An 18,652-nucleotide genomic window follows, 5' to 3' on the forward strand; every position below is an offset into this window, starting at 1 on the left:
ATGGTCTAAGTTAATAAATAGTTTCCTAAAGGATGAGCCATGAAAAAATCAGGAGATAAACAGGACGATAAAAAATTACAGTTAAATGCATCCAAACTTAGTCTGTCAGATTTTTTGCATTGTGTTGCAAGAGGCGAACAGGAAGAAGCCGTGCGTCTATTGAATATACCAGTACAAAAAAATGGCAGCTATGAAAATCTGTTGTTAGCACAAGAAACATTCACCGATTATTCAGATCGAACATTTGCATGTACTGCTTATGAGTATGCCTATTGGGCAAAGGATACACACATGTGCCGGATGCTGGAACAACATATGAACAAGAATACAAAGTCAGAACTGTTAAAACGCTGCAAAGCGGTAGAGAAGGATGGATTGAAGTACAGCCAAGAGTTTACACCAGTTGATGGAGCCCCACATGTTATGCAGTATTGTACAAAGCATTTTGACTTTACTCCACTCAAAACAGCATTGGAACAATATATTCAGGGATTTGCCCACTGGAATTGGGATGAGAGAAAAAAGGCCTGGATGGCGGTAGGGGTAGCCCAGCGTGATCTTCCTGTTCATGTGATTAATGAATATTGCAGGCCGGATCGGACGTTTTATCCATTGCCGCTGTTTGACGAAGATAAATTACCTAGAGTTATCACCTATTACGATCATCATATACGCTGTGATGTCTCATTGTATCCTTTGGTTATTTCTGACTCTTCTGGTCTTGGTGTTGATTTTGCGTTGATTCGTGGCCGGTTTCGACCAGCGGCAGTGCGAGTTCGGCGCTGTGGCTCGGCACTGCGGGCCGTAAATGAATTAGAAACCATTTGCCGTCTTGATGAAGTAAGAACTGCTGATCTCAAGCAATCACTTAAAAACCTGGGTAATCTTTGTTAGCGTAAACGTCAATAAAATTCTATAAGGCTTTAAAATGAGAGCTGAGCGAATATTAAGTTCACAATCTTAGAGTCCTGGTCTAGCTAATGGTTATTTCTATGTTCACGTTACTATTAATTGAGTTCGAAATAAAACAATATTCATGTGCTTTTTCACGCATTTTATTTAGAGCATTGTCGTCAGGAAGTTTAGCGCCACCAAATTTAATTTTGGGATGTAATGTAATTTCTGTAACACTAATTTTTCCATGTTCATTTTTATTAGTTATACCAATAGCTTTATCAATATAACTATCAATGAGATAACCACTATAAATTCGTTTCACATGAATATTCATTGTCTCTGACCCTGGGAGATGGCATGGCTTATTAAGTTTTTAACATTTCTCTTAGTACATAGTGTAAAATTCCGCCATTTTTGTAGTAATCTAATTCATTTAAAGTATCAATTCGCAAGATTAGATGAACCTCAATTTGAGTATTATCTTCTTTATGGATAATAACTTTTACTGGCATACGTGGTTTCATCTCCTCAGTAAGACCTACAATATCAATGAGTTCAGAGCCTGTAATTTGCAGTGTTTTACGGGTAACCCCTTCAGGAAACTCTAAAGGCAGAATTCCCATCCCAATCAAATTTGAACGATGGATTCGTTCAAAACTTTCTGCAATGACGGCTACCACACCTTGAAGCTTTGGCCCTTTTGCCGCCCAATCTCGAGAAGATCCCGTTCCATATTCTTTCCCTGCAATGATAACCAATGCGGTGCGCTCCTTTTCATAACGCATTGCGGCATCATATATGGGTAGGATTTCATTACTGGGAATATGTTTTGTAAAACCTCCCTCAACTTCCGGGGTCATTTCATTTCTAATACGGATATTAGCGAATGTTCCTCGCATCATGACTTCATGGTTTCCGCGACGCGATCCATAAGAGTTAAAATCTTTGATTGAGACTCCTTTCGATTGTAGGTATTTTCCTGCAGGGCTGTCCGGTTTAATGGAGCCTGCAGGTGAAATATGATCGGTAGTAATACTGTCTCCAAAGAGTGCTAAAATTCGAGCTCCTTTTACTTCTTTAATTTTTTCGGGGCTCACATTCATTTCATCAAAATAGGGTGGGTGTTGAATGTAGGTTGAATTCTCTGGCCAGGCATAAGTAGCTGATTTGGAAATTTTCATCGCGTGCCATTCATCTGTTCCTTCAAATATATGTGTATAAGTGTCATGAAACATGTTTCTGCTTATTTTTGCTACTTCACATGCAATTTCAGCATTTGTTGGCCATATATCTTTTAAATAAACAGGATTTCCTGATGCATCTTTTCCAAGTGGGTCTTTTGTCAAATCAATCAATGTGGTCCCTGCAAGTGCAAAAGCCACAACAAGCGGTGGTGAGGCAAGCCAATTTGCTTTAACAAGCGGATGAATACGGCCCTCAAAATTACGATTACCTGAAAGGACCGCTGAAACAATCAAATCATGTTCAATTACCGTTTTTTCTACCGATTCGAGAAGTGGTCCGGAATTTCCAATACACGTGGTACACCCATAACCTACCAATGTGAATCCTATTTCATTAAGATATTTTTGTAAGTTAGTTTCCTCCAAATAGCGAGTGACTACTTTAGAGCCTGGCGCAAATGAGGTTTTGACCCATGGTTTTCGTGTTATTCCTTTTTCCACCGCCTTTTTTGCTAACAATCCTGCTGCAACAAGCACATTGGGATTAGATGTATTGGTACAACTGGTAATTGCAGCAATAACTACATCTCCATGATGCATTTCAAAATTTGAATCGGTAATAAACGATTTTCCATTTTCTTCAGTACGGTTATTTTCTGTTAAGAATTGATTAAAAGTACTCGTCAGATAGGACAATTCAACGCGATCTTGTGGGCGTTTTGGGCCAGCAACACACACTTTAATCGAGGATAAATCCAGTGTCACTATATCGGTATAAACAGGTTCAAGATGAGGGTCATGCCATAGTCCTTGAGTTTTCGCATAAGCTTCAACAAGAGCAATGTCTTGTTCCTCTCGTCCACTTAAACGTAAATAATCAAGAGTTATTTCATCAATAGGAAAAAAGCCACATGTAGCACCATATTCAGGTGACATATTACTAATCGTTGCTCTATCTGCAATGGATAAATAACGTAGCCCATCACCAAAGTATTCAACAAATTTACCAACGACCCCTTTTTCACGCAAAAGATGGGTGATAGAAAGCACTAAGTCAGTTGCTGTTATTCCCTCTTGTAACTGTCCTACCAATTTTACCCCAATGACTTCGGGAATGAGCAATGAAATGGGCTGTCCTAACATAGCCGCTTCTGCTTCAATACCTCCAACTCCCCACCCAAGTACCCCAAGACCGTTAATCATGGTCGTATGACTGTCTGTACCTACTAGCGTATCAGGGTAGGCATATATTTTTCCATTGATTTGCTTTGTCCAAACCGTTTTAGCCAAGTATTCTAAGTTGATCTGGTGACATATTCCGGTATCAGGCGGTACAACGCGGAAATTTTTAAATGCTTTTTGTCCCCACCGTAAAAATTCATATCGCTCATGATTTCTTTCCATTTCCATCTGTGCATTGACTGTAAACGCATTTGGAGTAAGGAATTCATCAACTTGTATGGAGTGATCAATAATCAGATCAACAGGAGAAAGTGGATTAATTTGTTCTGAGTTTCCACCAAGCTTTTTAATAGCAGCTCTCATTGCAGCGAGATCGACAATAGCTGGAACACCAGTAAAATCCTGCATTAAGACACGTGCAGGACGATAAGCTATTTCATGATCGGACGATTTTAATTTTAACCACTCAATAATTGCTTTGAGATCATCTAGTGTAACGGTGTGTCCATCTAAATGACGAAGTAAATTTTCCAATAGGATTTTTAAAGTGAAGGGCAGTTTGGATAAATCCTTCAATCCTCCCTGTTCTGCCTTCTTCAAGCTGTAGTAATGATATTCATTTCCGTTGACTGAAAGGATTTGTTGTATGCTTCTGTGGAGTTCATGGGTTAGAACAAGGTTTGATGAGGTTCTATGATGTTTTAGGTCATGTGTTCCAGCTGCCCAAGAGGGTGGGTCGCTTGCTGGAAAGGATTCCTCTGAAGACTCATTTATAATCGCCTGATTTCTTTCCAATTTTGAACCCATGATCCAATTTATCCATCTTTTGATTTGCAACATGGCGCCATCCTTATCGAAAAATTTTGCATGATAAAATTTTAGAAGCTACATATATATTATAGTTAATTATTTGTACGAATAACTGACTCAGTATGCAAGAAAAGAATGTGTATAATTAATAGTTATAGTTGCTTCGAATAACGAGTGTGTGTATCGCCTATCCGTTTATAATTTACAATTTTATTTGTATGACGAATTTATTTATTTTTATTCAATAGACTATAATTATCAGCATATTACTATGCATTGCTTGTAAAGGGTAAAGATGTCATCAATAATTACAGAAAGGTGGAAATATGCCATTTTCAGAAGCATTTGTAGAGGAAATAGTCCCTGTAGCGCAGAAACGTCTTATAACCATTAGAGATGATGCTCCTTTATTAGAGGCTGCTAAATTTCTTGATGGCCGACACATCAATCTTGTCGTGATTTGCGACAAGGATGGAGCAATGGTTGGTATCATTACTCGAACGGATGTTGTTCGCATGATGGCAGTTTGCCAGGGTTGTGGTTGTACCGTCTCTGTTGCGACGATGATGACTAAAGATGTTATTTGCTGCCGTCCAACCGATTTGTTGCGAGATGTATGGACGACTATGAAAGAACAAAATCTTTTGCATGTCCCTATCGTGGACGAGAATTTCAAACCGTTAGGGGTAATTAACGCACGCGATGCTCTTTTGGTTCTTATGGAAAAAGCAGAGTTTGAAAGCTCGCTATTACGCGATTATGTTATGAACGTTGGATATAGATGATTTTGTGACGATAGATTTAGAATCTAACTGAGAAATTCATCTATACTATTTTAAAATGGACTTAAATAAGAAATTTAAAATTAATGAATAATAAAATCATTTCTGATGAAAATATGATTAAACTGGCGGTGCTTATAGATGCAGACAATGCACATGCTTCAGGTGTTGAGTATTTATTAACCGAAATAGCTACCTATGGTGAAGCAATTGTAAAACGGATTTATGGTGATTTTGCGTCTTCTCAGAGTACACAATGGAAAAAAGTGCTTAATAAACACGCAATCAAACCAGTACAACAATTTGCTTACACGACTGGGAAAAATGCCACTGATAGTGCTTTGATTATTGATGCCATGGATTTACTTTACACTCATCGGTTCCATGGTTTTTGTATTGTATCAAGTGATAGTGATTTTACGTGTCTTGCAAATCGAATTCGGGAGGAAGGATTGCAGGTTTACGGTTTTGGAGAAAGAAAAACGCCTGTTTCTTTTAGAAATGCATGTAACAAATTCATTTTTACAGAGATTTTATTCCCTGATCATTCTAAAAAAACGATACCCTCTGATAATTCGGCAAAGTTAAAACCATCTTCAAATGAATGCAAATCTCCAGATAGCTCATCTATTTTTCCTAAAGATTTTCTCATTGAGGCTTTGAATAATTCATATGATGACAGTGGATGGGTATATATTGGAGCTTTTGGTAATTATTTGACAAAAGTAAGGCCCGAATTTGATTCAAGACTCTATGGGTTCAAAAAACTTAGTGATTTAATAAGGGGGATGCCGGATCTCTTTGAAACGGAGGAGCGAATTCATCCCAGATCAAAAACTTCAGTGTTATTTCTTCGTGCAAAATGATTTTGTAGTCGATAAGTGGGTTCAAAATATAATCCGGTTAGAGGTAGCGGATGCATATAAATATAACGGTTTAACAATAGATTAGGATTTTCATTAGATCGATCCCGGCTGCAAGCAGACCGGGCTACAGCATCTGCTTTTTTAACTTAGTGCCATTCTAGTCGGACGTCGATTTGACGTATGAATATAAATTCACAGTTATTGATTGTAAAACAAAGTACCACCGGTTAGGATCCGGTGACGAGAATATTCGCTGCACATTACGACAGGCTTTGATTTATGAAAATACAAGCGCCAAGGATATTAAAAGACTTAGAAGTTTTTTTACAGTTTATTGAGACAAATCATTTAGACGTATCCGGAAATAAAGGGTTGTTACCTAACACGGTGATCCCTGCCCTTAATTCATTAATGAGCAAGCCTCTTTCCCTGAAGTTAAAAAGACAACAACAAATTTCTTATCCTCACATTAACGGTTTGTATTTATTAGCCCGAACAAGTGGGCTTTTGCAAATTAAAGCGACCAAATCCAAACGCCATTTGGCAATTAATGAACCCGTTAGAAAGGCCTGGAACGAATTAAACGATACTGAAAAATATTTTAACCTGATGCAAACCTGGTTTTTTCGTAGTGATGATCGGCTTATTACTCGTGATTGCCATTCACGTCATGCAGTTCTTGACGATATATTAACTTTTTTGACTAAAAATTTAAAAAAGTCGCTGCTATTTAAGAAACCTGTTGATCAACAGTATGGGCTTTATCCAATTAAAATACATGATGTTGCTTTATTGGAACTTTTTGATCTTATTGAGGTAATAGATAATAGCACAGCCGATGTTCCTGGATGGTCCATTTCAAAGATGTCCATTACCGAAGCAGGTAAGCGATTCACTTCTTTATTTAAAAAAGAGTTAATAGAGAGTGACGAACAGTTTATTGAAAAACTTTTGGAAAGTATGAATTACTTAAATAACAAAGAAAACCAGGCGGATGATTTTTTTCAGCGCTTAAAACCTTTTTTCCCGGATTGGAACATTTGCATAAAGCCGCTTAGAAAAACAACGGATAAAGGAGGTTATTTCATCAAAGCATCTTTATCTGACACCATATGGCGGCGGATTAAAATTCAAGGTACAGAAAGTTTAGATACTTTGGCACTAGCTATATTAGACGCTTTTAATTTTGATGATGAGCATTTATATCAATTTAGCTATACCGATAGTTTTGGAATAGTTCAAATCGTTGCCGATCCGCGCTGTGAGGAGGAACCTGATGCCTGTGAAGTGCTGCTTGGTGATATCGATATTCTTCCGGGTGATCTCATTGAATTTCACTATGATTTTGGTGATGATTGGAAATTCAAAGTCCAGATAGAAAAAATAGATCCTGAATTAAAGATAAAAAAGCCAACGGTGGTAGAAAAAGAAGGCAAAGCGCCAAAACAATATTCCTATTATTAATTTTGAGAGGTAATAACACGTGAAGAATCAGCAGCAGTTAACCCTTAAAATTGTTAACCTGGCAAGCCATATTCTTGATGAACATCAGTATGTTTCTACCATAGACATTTTATTGGGGTTAGGTTATTTATCGCCCTCTATTTTGGAGGATTGGTATCGTGGGCGCCTTTCTTATCTGGAAAATGGTCTGCAAGTCGGCTCAGAAAAACTAAGTTTTGCGATCCAATTTTTTCATCAGTGGGCGAATCAAAAAGGATTAATTCCGCGGGAAAGAAGCTATATTCAGAAAGCGAGCACTAGTACTAATTATTTAACATTTAGCAAAAACGCAAAGAACGAGACTGAACAGTATTATAAAACATATTATATCTCTCCAATGTTGTCAGATAAAAAACAACAAAGCCTTATTGAAAAGATCGAAAAAGCCCCTGAACCTGTCGTTTATGTAGTAGTCAAAGATTCCAGGTGTTCTAAATGCCAAAAGGAGATACCAAGAGGCAGTTTTTTAATGATTGATAATAGCGAACCCTTTTGTATGACCTGTTCCCCGTATAAGGATCACGTATATCTTCCGGCAGGAGATGCTTTATTAATAAGACGGGCAAAAAAATATTCAAAAAATTTTGCAGTGGTAGTCAAGTTCAGTCAAGCCAGAAAACGATATGAACGCCAGGGACTGTTGATTACAGAAGATGCTTTACGCCATGCAAGTGATCAGTCTTAAAGGAGTGCTTCTCTTCTTCGAAAGCCATGATGATTTACCGATGTTGCGTATTTTAACTGACAAGCCGCGGGACGGCGGAGCTCCTTGACTTAACGTGAGTTTGGGATAAGGAGAGGTGATAGCCTCGTCTCGAACTGAAGTAGCTCTCCGAAAATGATTTATTTATCAGCAGTACCTCTTCCCTAAAGAAAAACCGAGCCGCGACCGTGAGGGAGCGGAAATTTTGGATGTACACCTAATGAGTCAACAACAATGGAGTGTATCGAACTGTTCCGCTTCCTCACGGTCGCGGCTCGGTTTTCTTAGCATGATGCTCTTTTGCACTCTTGATTAGCGAATCACAATACAGGCTCAAGGGGGAAGTTCGTGGGGATTCCTCGGCCCGAACGGCATCGAAGTAACGACGGGATAAACAATCTTCTTATCCCGAACTCATGTTAACTAAGTGTCATTCAGGCCTGAGCCATTGACGCTCGGTAAAATTATTTGGAAAAAAACAAATCATATGTTCTATAATTAAGCCATAAGATTAACTTTGATTCATGGTGGGCATATGAAAGCAAAGCATGAGCCTTTGGATGCAGAAGGTTATCAAACAGTAGCTATAGGTACTGGACCTATCGGACTTGCTGCAGCTCTGTCTGCTTTAAGGCATTGTAAACAAAATGAAAAAGTGGCTATTGTTGCTGATCGTCTTGAGGAGCTTGGTATTCGTGAGCAAATTTTGTATATAGATCAAGATGTTTTGGATTTTTTGACGAAATTGGTAGGAACCGATTTAATCGAACTATATAAAGCCGAACTGACGATCACTCCGGGAAAGCAAAGTGGCTTTTTTATTACTACTGGAGATTTAGAAAAATTATTGTTTACAGCACTGAAAAATAATTACCAGGAAGGAGTACATTTTGACCTGTTTCAAGCAAAAAAAATTGGGCCAGGTCAAAAAAGTGCTGATGCAATCCAAATTGATCAGCAAAATACAACAATCACAATGCAAACTATAGGCACGAATGGAAAAAGTACTGCTCCGACTGAAACTACATTAAAATTTAAATACCTTATTGGGGCTGATGGCGCTAAAAGAAGTATTGCAAAATCTTTAGGTGAAGATGAACCAATATTTGATGTGACAACACAACATCCTCTACCGCATACCAAGCATGTGGTGGCAATATTTAGAATTCCTGAAGGTACATCACCACAAGCATGTGTTCACATGAAAGTAGCTCCAGAATCAACTGGTCCGGAACGAAAGGTTGTGGAAGCAACTGGTAGTTTACCGGAAAGAGTAATAGACCCTTGTCCATTGTCTGAGTTAAGAGATAAATATGGTTGGCAAGCCTACAATCGTCCACATTCCCAGGTCTTGGCAACGCGCGATGTAATCTATATAGGGGCAGAAATACCGGCTCATTTGTCTAAAGAGGAAGCAAAAGAGTACGGGAAATTGTTAATGAGAGATCATTTACCCCAAGAATACATCGATCGTATACAAGACACAGCATACGATGTAACTACATCATTTGGAAAAAAGCAAGATCAGTTAAGAGTATCGATGTTTGATATTCTGTTGGGTGATCTCAACCAGACATTACGGGTTTGTGGCGATACTGCTCATGAGGAAACGACCGGTGCCATGTTTTTTATGGGCGACTCTCGGAAAAATCCTTTATATACTACAGGAACAGGCGCACAGACAGGAATTAGAGAAGCATCAAGTTTTGATGAGTTTTTAAGTTCTATGAGCATGCCTGACGCTGAATTAGGAAAATGTTTAGCCGCCTATCATGCTCATGCCCGTGCTATTTTAGACAAAGTTGGAGAAACACAAGAGAAGTGGATTTTAATGCGTGAAGGAAGGGTGAAAGATGCTGTAAAAAACTTTGAAGATTTCAACAAACATAAGGGGGATATTGCTTCCATAAGTCTTTTGATTAAAAAAGTAAATCAATGGCGTGACGAGACAGCTGAAAAGGCTGATGAGCACTCCGATTTTCTGGACGAAGTCCATAAAAACTTAAATGAATTACTGGATAAATATAAAAAGGTTTTTGAATGTTGTAAAGACCCGGATGATATCACGAGTTACAATGGGGTGAATGTTAGAGAAATGTTACAACATTTTAAGGAAATGAGAGAAGCACTTTTTTTAAAATACCCTAAAGAAAATATGGATATGACTTCACAAGCTGTTGCAGACATATACCAACAATTAAAATCACAATTAGCAGTTGAGCCAAGAAGTCAGTATGCATTTTTCAGCAGTAAACAACCCACTCAACCAGCTGCAGGTCCGGCTCCAACCCAAGGAACGAAATCACCATGATAACTAACGGCTCGTTTTTCTCCGCAGACCAGGATTTGGAATATTATCAGGAACAACCAACACAACCCAAGACTTTAGATGACTTACGTCATTTAACTTCAAGCTCGTTGAGTTCAATACATACACGATTATTTATTGAGAGAATTGGCTGGGGCAGTGACTTATTAAATAGTGTTATTAATGATGACGTTGTTCTTTTTGCAAAAGAAAGCAACAAATGTTCTCCTGATGATTTGAAAGAATTGCAATTAATTGCCGCATTTTTTTCTGCAAAAAATGTATTATCAGAGTTGCATGATAATAGAGGGCGCATATTAAATATAGAAACATTAAATATTGCATTATTATCGGGATCTTATATTGGTGATGCATTGAATCAATTTGTTAATGATCAAGTCAGGCCCACTTATAATTCAATTCGATACGCCATTCGATCTGGACAGGTAGATGTGCTTAGAGATGTTTTGGACAGATATAATCTAAAGCCAGGAAATGAACATCTGATTGGCGCCGCATTGATTGGAAATAATGCAATGCTTCTCGAATTAATTAACAGAGGGGCGGTGCCAGAGCATGATTTTTTATATGTAGTTGCATCCCGACCTGGAAATGAGAAAATTATGGATACTTTGCAACATCATTTTGGAGATGCTGATTCTCAATCCTTAGAATCAAATAACACCAATGGGGACAGACTCGATTGATATTATCAGGAAATCAATCGAGTTTGACCCGAATGACACTTACTTGGTTTTTTTAACTCTATGCGTAGCCCGGTCTGCTTGCAGCCGGGATCGAAGTGGTAACCAGAGGAAAACCTTGATTACGCTGTCGGGGAGCTATTTTCTTGTTTTTTAACCAATAAAAATACCGTATTTTATACGTTATTTGGTTGTGGCTGAGAGTGCGTCCATCAACCGTGCTTTTATTGATAGTGGTGATGTCACTGTTTCGACAAATTGAATATGGCTATCAATAGAGTCATGGATGGTGATTAATTTGCCTTCTAACCCTGGCATCGAATACCAACAGCCGGCAAATTCGCCTTTAAGCATGCCATTAGCATCCAGACAAGGAAACGACACCTCTTGACTCATTCCTGTGAACTCGTCCGGATGCAGCGCAACCCACAGGGTAACAACATCACCTAATTGGGTGGCTTTGGTACTAACCTTGCTGGCACTTTTCCAGTTTTTCCAGTCAGTTACAATGGTCTTACCCAATTGGGATGTAGTCATTTTATCAAAATCATCGAAATCCTGAGGGGTAATGTAAAAATCATTTTTTTCAATGAACGCACTGGAAATACAAACCGTTTTTACCTGGGACAGTACCCGTGCAGTGACGTCCGGAGCAATCAGCCAATTATAGCCTTTGGGATAATTACCGCCCATGGAATACAGGATGATGTTCTCTTTGATGCTATTATCGAGTTGCAGCGCTTTATCAATATTATGCAGGGGGCCAATGGCGACAATAGTCAGAGGATGATCCGGAGAATATTTTTTTGCCAATGCTGCTATGAATTCGGGAGCATTTTCTTTTTCAACTGTGGATTGCTCAAATAAATCACCATAACTTGCCCTGTAAGCAACAGACTGATTTTCATACCATTTTTTTTCGCCAGGGTCTGGATTGGGGTAACCAAAGAAAGGCGGCCATAACAGATTCATGCGTATAAACGCTTCTTTGGGCGCATCATACTTAACTCCTTCTCCGGCATAAACGGGAATATTCCCATAGCCTGTTTCACTTAAAACTAACTTGGCAATTTGGGCTTTTTCAAGAGGAGCAATGTGTGATGTGGTGACTGCAAGGGGTTTGCTATCACTATGGATTGCAAGTAAAAGTGCCAGGACATCATCTATATCCCCGCCTATATCTGTATCTATAATATAGGGTATTTCGGCAGGGTGATCCGCATAAATAGAAGGGCTGTAACCTGATAAGAACAATGTTGTAAACAATAAACAACATCGAATAATTCTATGCACCATAACCATTCCCTGGAAAATGAGGATAATAATATGCCTCAATTTGAAGGCATGCATAATAACACAGGCTGGTTATGTGTCCAGACACAATTATATAGGCTAGTGCTTTAATTAATAATCGCATATCATCGATGAATTCAACAATCCGCTGTTTAGCACCAATCATTTAGGGAGCGTTATGATTGTTATATTCGTCCATGGCTGGAGTGTCACCCATACCAATATTTATGGGGAACTTCCCCAATGGCTGGAAAGCCAGGGCAAAAACGGAAGTCTGAATATACAGGTGGGGAATATCTATCTCGGGCGCTATATCAGCTTTAATGATACAGTAACCGTTGACGACATTGCCCGAGCCTTTGATCATGCTGTTCGCGATGAAATTGCGGACAAGCTGGCTGATGGTGAGCGTTTTGCCTGTATTACGCACTCTACCGGCGGGCCTGTGGTACGAAAATGGATGGATTTATACTTTAAAAATCAGCTATCCCAATGCCCACTGAGCCATCTTATTATGTTAGCTCCTGCCAACCATGGTTCCGCTTTGGCTCAACTGGGTAAGTCTCGATTAGGGCGTATCAAAAGTTTTTTTGAAGGTGTAGAGCCAGGACAACATGTGCTTGATTGGCTTGAACTTGGAAGTGATATGAGCTGGCAACTGAATGAAAGCTGGCTTGATTACGATTGCACCGCTCATGGAATTTATTCCTTCGTGCTTACCGGGCAGAAAATTGATCGCCATCTTTACGATGCACTTAATTCCTACACCGGCGAAGTCGGTTCTGATGGCGTGGTGCGGGTGGCTGCTACCAATATGAATTACAGTGTGTTGCAGTTACATCAGGAGGGAAATAACGGTGAAAGCCTTGTAGTTGCCAACATGAGGCGGACAAATCCTATGGCATTTGGAATTTTGCCTGAGTGTTCCCATTCTGGTAAAAATTTCGGGATCATACACAGTGTGACTATGGCCAATGCGGCAACTCATCCCACAGCAACATGGGTTTTACGCTGCCTGCAGGTAAAAAATCGGAATTCGTATCATGCTTTGGCAAAAGAACTGGACAAGCTTACAGAAGAAACCCAGAAAAATGAGCATGTAGAAGCAGTTAATACACTAATCTATAAGCGCGAATATATAACCAACCGCTATTCCATGATTATTTTTCGGCTTATTGATGATCGGGGCAGTCATCTTGTCGATTATGATCTTTATCTCACAGCCGGTCCAAAATTTAGTGAGGGGGCGCTGCCAAGAGGATTTTTCGTAGATCGCCAGAGAAATCAGCATAATCAGGGAAAACTGACTTATTACCTGGATTATGATGTTATGGAAGAAGGAATCAACACCCCCGCAATGCAGGGTAATCTGGGATTTCGTATCAAGGCATACCCTGAGGCAAGCAACCAGGCTTTAGCCTATTATAGATTACTTGATTTCCATTCTTCGCTCGCTGACATTAACAAGATTCTTCATCCCAATGAAACGGTAATGGTTGAAATCATGCTGCAACGACGGGTGGACAAGGCAGTTTCCCGTATTACTAATAACCTAATCCCAGAAAAAATCAGCGGCAAACCTACAGGTAAACGAGTGGATTGAAGTTAACCTACGGTAATTGAGTGTGCTTCTTCATGCATATCCATTAATAATTCATTTCCCGATGGAGTTAATTTTTAGTCAATGTCCGTTTACGATCATTACTTTTAGATAGAAAAATAATTAAAATGATCAATATTGAATCTATATTGTTTTTTTAACCAGGAGTAATGAAATGCGTTTTACACATGATGAGCTATTATCACAAATTGAAGCATATATGGGAAAAAATTGCCCAAAGGAAGAGATTATTGAACGTTTCAAAAAAGATTTGGAAACGTTTGGTGCATTAAAAGGAGTCTATGGCGTATACAATAACCCATTAACTGCCGGGGCTCTAATAGCCTATGAAATGGCTGAATATGTTGTTAAACATTTTGATGAATTAGAAATTGACTTGCTTCACAGGAATATATTATCTCCAGACAAAGAAATGCTAATGACAATTATTTTCGCCTATGCAGGGGAAAATAACACACGTGATGTAGTTATTAAAAGGCTCGAACAGGAATTGCCACTGTTAGGAATGATAGCGGGGGTAGTCGGAAACAATCAGGCTTCAGGCCATGCCGCAAAAGAATACTACATGGTTCGTTATGCCATAAATCATTTTGATGATTTGCAAGATGATTTAGTTGCAAAAGGCATAATGACTCCTTCAGCATCCTCGACCATGTCGAAATGGTAATGAATCCTACGCTGACGCTAATGCGGGCTACAAGTCAGGCGAAACCCCTGTCGATTCGTAGCCCGTATTAGGCGTTAGCCGTAATACGGGAATGAGTTAATTGCCACTTCGATCCCGTATTACGCTTCGCTAATACGGGCTACAAAAGCTTAACTTAATGGCAGTACGTACCGGACTGTCCCCTTTGAATTAATAATAAATTAGGATAGGATGATTAAATCAGTTAAGGGATTGTACGCGCCTTAAGTTTTGCACTGGATGGCAATTGAATATTAAGGAGAATTAGCTTGCAAGCTGATAAAAAGACATGGGTTGTCGCCCTGATAGGGGTAATCGTTGCTCTGATTTATGTGGCTGATGCAATGTTAGAACTCGAATCGTTTATCTTTGTGGTCTTTCCCGTGTTAGTTGGTCTTTTATTCGCGCTGTCTTATGATGGGAAGAACAATTTGCAGCTATTGGCCAGCAGTATTTTTGTTGCTTTGGTATTGTCTGTGCCTTTTCGTGTTGATGGAAATGCTACTCGTCAAATTAATCCCGGTATTTTCTACTCCATCCTGGTCTACATGGTGCATTGTTTTCATTATGCCTACCATCATAATGGCAGCCAGTGGAGTTTTAAGTATTCACTGCTCTTCGAAGCAGCTTGGAATACCTTCTTCGTCTTAATTATCGCAACCCTGTTTATGCTGGCGAGCTTTCAATTTGTCTATTACATCTCCCTGCTATTGAACAGTATAGAAAATCCCCTTTTATTTATGATTCTGGATCAAAGCCGAGTCATTGCTACTTTATTTATGATCATACTATTCTTTATTGGTGTGGCTATTGCCCAAAGTGCGATTGACGAACTGAAAGGCTTCCGTACAGTACTTTTAAAGAGCATGAATTATTGTCTGCCATTTTTAGTGTTCAGCGTCATCGTGTACTTCATTTTCTTCTGGTTTAGCAACAATCAAAGCGCAAATGTCATTGTCACTGCGTTTTTAATCCTGATTGCGATCAGTTTTTTATTCTTAAATCTCTACTATCAGGATGGAAAGGAAGAGTACCGGGGGATGGATTGGCTTACAGTGATTTTACAGGCTTATAAAGTTCTTTTGCTCGTTATGATTCTTATTGCCTGCTATTATGCCTTTGGTAACTTGTCTTTGGCATTCCATCAAATAATCTATCTGACCATCGCTCTCTTTTTAGGATGGGTGTACGCCTATAGCTCTTTCTTTTCTGATGAAAAGGCGCAGCAAATAATTGAAGATGGGAATAAGGGGCTGGCTATAGTCTTTATTGTTGCCATCTATATTGCCCTCTTGCCTTATTCACCGGTTAATTTTACCGTGAATAAAGGAAAAACGCCCTTGTCTCTCTGGGATGGTGCGGAATTCATCTTGAAATTCAGACTTCCACCAATAGAAAAGCCTGTCGATAACGCTTTCGGAGAAAACGCAGTCTCTAATCAGAATGCATCACTCTCTGCTAATTAAGTTAAGAGAATTAATTTAAAATAGGTGTAGCCTTGATGCAGCGATAGCGAAATCAAGGTTTTCATACAGGTGCCGATTATCAGAACCTGCATAATAAAATACTTTTGACCACAGGCAAGGGGCTTGATTGAGCTTTGATAGCCGTCGCGCCAGCCCTGATTGATCTATATAATAGCGGGTACATCATCAACCTCAGAGATCAACATGCTATCAATGTTTGCAATACCTAATTGTGATACGGTAAAAAAGGCCCGTAATTTTCTTGCAGAGAATAAAGTGGCCTATGAATTTATAGATTTCAAGAAATCACCGCCAACACCTGCCGAAATAGAAGCCTGGAGTGCTTACTATGGTGAGCTTCCTGTCAATAAAAAAGGCACCACCTATAGAAAATACAAAGATCAATTTGAGGCTTTGGACAAAACAGAACAGATCAATTTTATCATAGCAAACCCATCCATCATCAAGAGACCTGTGTTAGTCCAAAACGGGAAGACAATTGCAATGGGTTTTGACGAAGAGCAGTATAAAGAAGCACTGAACCTCGCCTGAGAATTGATGTTTGGTCTAAATTGATCCATCCGTCTTCATACAGTTATCTGGAATTTAAAGAAAACCGAGCCGCGACCGTGAGGAAGCGGAACAGTTTGTAGCCTGTATTAGCGGAGCGTAATACAGGATCGAAGTGGCACTTTTCCGCATTACGCTTCGCTGATATGGACTACGAAACTGACGTGCCTGTTTCATCAGGATCCAGGAAATTGCCCACCATACCCCACAAGGCCGTAACCTCCCACGCCATACCCGCCAAAGCCTTTTCCACCCAGGCCATAGCCCAGATAGTCTACTCGCTTGGAGCGTAAATTGTCGTCCTCTGTATAAATATAAGCCGCCTTATAATTAGAGTTCATTGACGTCTGGCTGGCGCAACCAGTCAAAAACATAAAAGAGAATAATAAGGAACTTAGAATTGTTATTTTCATAATCATCCTTGGAGTGTTTCGTAACTTAATTATACTCCAAGATTACAAAATGCGCATAATGACTCTAAAAAAGATATTGGGCGCAAGAAATATTCCCACAAAATGATTTATTTATGAGTGCTAAATTTCATGCTTGCTTTTATGGGCATTGATGAAGCCTTCGTTGACTATCTTGTCCTTTAACCTACAAAGTATTTTTTGATTTATACAACCCGATTCTTTGAACGGTGGCATTTCGAGTCTATACTCAACTTATCTAACCTCGATTCTTACGTTGAACTGAGGTTATCTATGCCAGGGGAAACAATAGTGTTTATTAGGAAAATTCTGAATCGTTTTCGTTCCAAATCCGGCATCAAAGAAAATGATGCCCAAATACAAAATCAAAAAAATATTGCTTTAAGGTATCTATTAACATTTGCTCGCGATCGCTCCCCTTGGTACAAAAAACTATTAAAAAATGTACCAATACAATCCTTTACTCAGAAACATTTGATGGATCTGCCAATCCTGACCAAAACAACGCTTATGGAACACTGGGATGAAATTGTTACGGACAGATCGTTAAACCTGAATAAAATTATCAAGCATTTAGATAAAATGAGTCAGACAGAAGAGGTACTGCCGCTAGATAACAAATATCTTGTTCTATCTACAGGAGGCTCTAGCGGAAAAAAAGGAATATTTGTCTATGATTATGAGACAGTTAAAAAGACGATTGAGGCACAAGAGAGATTTTCGAGAAAAAGACTGCAAGTATTTTTAAATCTTGAGCCAAATGAAAGACCTAAAGTAGCTCAGGTTTTGGTTAAAAATTCTGTTCATGGAATGTATGCCTTCTCAAAATTATCCAATCAAAATGATCGAGTCAATTATTATTTTCCTGTTACCAGACACATAGAAGAAATTATAGAAGGATTAAATCAAACGCAACCTCACATGATATCCGGTTTGCCCTCAACCATTCGAAAGCTTTGTCAAAGTGCTAAAAGTGGTCATTTAAAAATCAATCCAGGGGTAATTTCTGTTTGCGCTGAACCTTTGTACGAACCAATAAGAGAACTGATCTATCAAACCTGGCCCAAGGTTTTGTTATTTAATACTTATGGGACCACGGAAGGTGTTGTGGCAACAAATTGCAAACCTAATATCTTATACATGCATCTTTACATTGCCAATAGGATGTTTTTTCCAGTAACCAAGAACAATCAAACTGTCAATATGGGCGATTGGTGTGATAAACTTATTTATACAAACCTTAATTATTTTACCATTCCTTTAATCAACTACGAAATAGAAGATCGAATTCGATTCATGTCGGAGCCATGTTCCTGTGGAAACCCTCATCCTGTAATTGAAGAACCGAAAGGACGTACAGTAAATGACTTTGTATACCCAGGAAATATCTCCGTTCATTATTTAAATTTTTCTACTCCGCTTCTGGCTGATGGTTATGTTGTTGAGTTTCATGTGATGCAAACAATTAATGGGGTTAAAATCAATTTGGTTTCCAATGGTCCAGTAAAAAAAGATAAAATTATTAATTCCATTCAACAATCATTTAGCAATTTAGGTCTTGGGAATGCTAAAGTTGAAATTGTTGAGGTATCTAATATTAACTATCTTCCTTCTGGAAAATTACAACGATTTACTCCCCTTGACTAA

General features: G+C 38.9%; 16 protein-coding genes. 12 read left to right on the plus strand and 4 right to left on the minus strand.

Going from position 1 to position 18,652, the window contains the following annotated elements:
- The first annotated feature begins 39 nt into the window (after nt 1-39).
- A complete protein-coding gene (locus tag B094_RS0111580; protein ID WP_018577978.1) occupies nt 40-894 on the plus strand; it encodes a hypothetical protein in 855 nt (284 codons plus the stop codon).
- A 79-nt stretch (nt 895-973) separates the two neighbouring features.
- Here the strand turns inward: B094_RS0111580 and B094_RS16180 are convergent, their stop codons facing one another.
- Both B094_RS16180 and acnA read right to left on the minus strand, forming a co-directional pair.
- Nucleotides 974-1,231: an OsmC family protein gene (locus B094_RS16180; RefSeq protein ID WP_018577979.1), complete on the minus strand. Its 258-nt coding sequence runs from the start codon at nt 1,229-1,231 to the stop codon at nt 974-976.
- A gap of 31 nt (nt 1,232-1,262) precedes the next feature.
- Entirely contained in the window at nt 1,263-4,103 is a 2,841-nt protein-coding gene (gene acnA, locus B094_RS0111590) for an aconitate hydratase AcnA (RefSeq protein ID WP_018577980.1), read from the minus strand.
- A 296-nt stretch (nt 4,104-4,399) separates the two neighbouring features.
- Between acnA and B094_RS0111595 the strand changes: the two genes are divergently transcribed.
- The 6 genes from B094_RS0111595 (at nt 4,400) to B094_RS0111620 (ending at nt 10,942) form a co-directional block, all read left to right on the plus strand.
- Entirely contained in the window at nt 4,400-4,858 is a 459-nt protein-coding gene (locus B094_RS0111595; protein WP_018577981.1) for a CBS domain-containing protein, read from the plus strand.
- An 83-nt stretch (nt 4,859-4,941) separates the two neighbouring features.
- The gene (locus B094_RS0111600; protein WP_018577982.1) at nt 4,942-5,721 is read left to right on the plus strand and encodes an NYN domain-containing protein; all 780 of its coding nucleotides are present in this window, start codon (nt 4,942-4,944) and stop codon (nt 5,719-5,721) included.
- A gap of 279 nt (nt 5,722-6,000) precedes the next feature.
- On the plus strand, nt 6,001-7,185 hold the full coding sequence (locus B094_RS0111605) for a plasmid pRiA4b ORF-3 family protein (protein ID WP_018577983.1): 1,185 nt from the start codon (nt 6,001-6,003) through the stop codon (nt 7,183-7,185).
- A 19-nt stretch (nt 7,186-7,204) separates the two neighbouring features.
- The gene (locus tag B094_RS0111610; protein WP_018577984.1) at nt 7,205-7,909 is read left to right on the plus strand and encodes a hypothetical protein; all 705 of its coding nucleotides are present in this window, start codon (nt 7,205-7,207) and stop codon (nt 7,907-7,909) included.
- Nucleotides 7,910-8,462: 553 nt separating this feature from the next.
- Nucleotides 8,463-10,238, plus strand: a complete 1,776-nt coding sequence (locus B094_RS0111615; RefSeq protein ID WP_018577985.1) for an FAD-dependent monooxygenase family protein — start codon at nt 8,463-8,465, stop codon at nt 10,236-10,238.
- Nucleotides 10,235-10,942, plus strand: coding sequence for a hypothetical protein (locus tag B094_RS0111620; protein WP_018577986.1), 708 nt, complete (start codon nt 10,235-10,237; stop codon nt 10,940-10,942). Before B094_RS0111615 ends, B094_RS0111620 begins: the two co-directional genes overlap by 4 nt.
- Before the next feature lie 180 nt (nt 10,943-11,122).
- On the opposite strand, the gene B094_RS0111625 is transcribed toward B094_RS0111620, so the two are convergent.
- Complete coding sequence (locus tag B094_RS0111625) at nt 11,123-12,235, minus strand: nucleoside hydrolase (RefSeq protein WP_018577987.1); 1,113 nt, start codon at nt 12,233-12,235, stop codon at nt 11,123-11,125.
- Nucleotides 12,236-12,410: 175 nt separating this feature from the next.
- Between B094_RS0111625 and plaB the strand changes: the two genes are divergently transcribed.
- The 4 genes from plaB (at nt 12,411) to B094_RS0111650 (ending at nt 16,556) form a co-directional block, all read left to right on the plus strand.
- Entirely contained in the window at nt 12,411-13,835 is a 1,425-nt protein-coding gene (gene plaB / locus B094_RS0111635) for a phospholipase PlaB (protein WP_018577989.1), read from the plus strand.
- 172 nt (nt 13,836-14,007) lie between these two features.
- The gene (locus B094_RS0111640) at nt 14,008-14,520 is read left to right on the plus strand and encodes a hypothetical protein (protein WP_018577990.1); all 513 of its coding nucleotides are present in this window, start codon (nt 14,008-14,010) and stop codon (nt 14,518-14,520) included.
- A gap of 287 nt (nt 14,521-14,807) precedes the next feature.
- Complete coding sequence (locus tag B094_RS0111645; protein WP_018577991.1) at nt 14,808-16,004, plus strand: hypothetical protein; 1,197 nt, start codon at nt 14,808-14,810, stop codon at nt 16,002-16,004.
- A gap of 204 nt (nt 16,005-16,208) precedes the next feature.
- Nucleotides 16,209-16,556 carry an arsenate reductase family protein gene (locus B094_RS0111650; protein WP_018577992.1) on the plus strand — a complete coding sequence of 116 codons (348 nt, stop codon included), beginning with the start codon at nt 16,209-16,211 and terminating at the stop codon, nt 16,554-16,556.
- A 194-nt stretch (nt 16,557-16,750) separates the two neighbouring features.
- On the opposite strand, the gene B094_RS0111655 is transcribed toward B094_RS0111650, so the two are convergent.
- Nucleotides 16,751-16,987 (minus strand): hypothetical protein, encoded by a 237-nt coding sequence (locus tag B094_RS0111655; RefSeq protein WP_018577993.1) that lies wholly within the window; start codon nt 16,985-16,987, stop codon nt 16,751-16,753.
- Between the two features lie 291 nt (nt 16,988-17,278).
- Between B094_RS0111655 and B094_RS16185 the strand changes: the two genes are divergently transcribed.
- Nucleotides 17,279-18,652 carry a phenylacetate--CoA ligase family protein gene (locus B094_RS16185; protein ID WP_018577994.1) on the plus strand — a complete coding sequence of 458 codons (1,374 nt, stop codon included), beginning with the start codon at nt 17,279-17,281 and terminating at the stop codon, nt 18,650-18,652.

Origin of the sequence: Legionella shakespearei DSM 23087, assembly GCF_000373765.1 — a bacterium.
Taxonomy (GTDB): Bacteria; Pseudomonadota; Gammaproteobacteria; order Legionellales; family Legionellaceae; genus Legionella; species Legionella shakespearei.

Bases quoted from the DNA above. Each gene is read 5' to 3' on its own strand.
- B094_RS0111600 (WP_018577982.1), top strand. From the start codon at position 4,942: ATGAATAATAAAATCATTTCTGATGAAAATATGATTAAACTGGCGGTG.
- B094_RS0111650 (WP_018577992.1), top strand. From the start codon at position 16,209: ATGCTATCAATGTTTGCAATACCTAATTGTGATACGGTAAAAAAGGCC.
- B094_RS0111615 (WP_018577985.1), top strand. From the start codon at position 8,463: ATGAAAGCAAAGCATGAGCCTTTGGATGCAGAAGGTTATCAAACAGTA.
- B094_RS0111580 (WP_018577978.1), top strand. From the start codon at position 40: ATGAAAAAATCAGGAGATAAACAGGACGATAAAAAATTACAGTTAAAT.
- B094_RS0111595 (WP_018577981.1), top strand. From the start codon at position 4,400: ATGCCATTTTCAGAAGCATTTGTAGAGGAAATAGTCCCTGTAGCGCAG.
- B094_RS0111640 (WP_018577990.1), top strand. From the start codon at position 14,008: ATGCGTTTTACACATGATGAGCTATTATCACAAATTGAAGCATATATG.
- B094_RS0111625 (WP_018577987.1), bottom strand. From the start codon at position 12,235: ATGGTGCATAGAATTATTCGATGTTGTTTATTGTTTACAACATTGTTC.
- B094_RS0111620 (WP_018577986.1), top strand. From the start codon at position 10,235: ATGATAACTAACGGCTCGTTTTTCTCCGCAGACCAGGATTTGGAATAT.
- B094_RS16180 (WP_018577979.1), bottom strand. From the start codon at position 1,231: ATGAATATTCATGTGAAACGAATTTATAGTGGTTATCTCATTGATAGT.
- plaB (WP_018577989.1), top strand. From the start codon at position 12,411: ATGATTGTTATATTCGTCCATGGCTGGAGTGTCACCCATACCAATATT.
- B094_RS0111605 (WP_018577983.1), top strand. From the start codon at position 6,001: ATGAAAATACAAGCGCCAAGGATATTAAAAGACTTAGAAGTTTTTTTA.
- acnA (WP_018577980.1), bottom strand. From the start codon at position 4,103: ATGTTGCAAATCAAAAGATGGATAAATTGGATCATGGGTTCAAAATTG.
- B094_RS16185 (WP_018577994.1), top strand. From the start codon at position 17,279: ATGCCAGGGGAAACAATAGTGTTTATTAGGAAAATTCTGAATCGTTTT.
- B094_RS0111655 (WP_018577993.1), bottom strand. From the start codon at position 16,987: ATGAAAATAACAATTCTAAGTTCCTTATTATTCTCTTTTATGTTTTTG.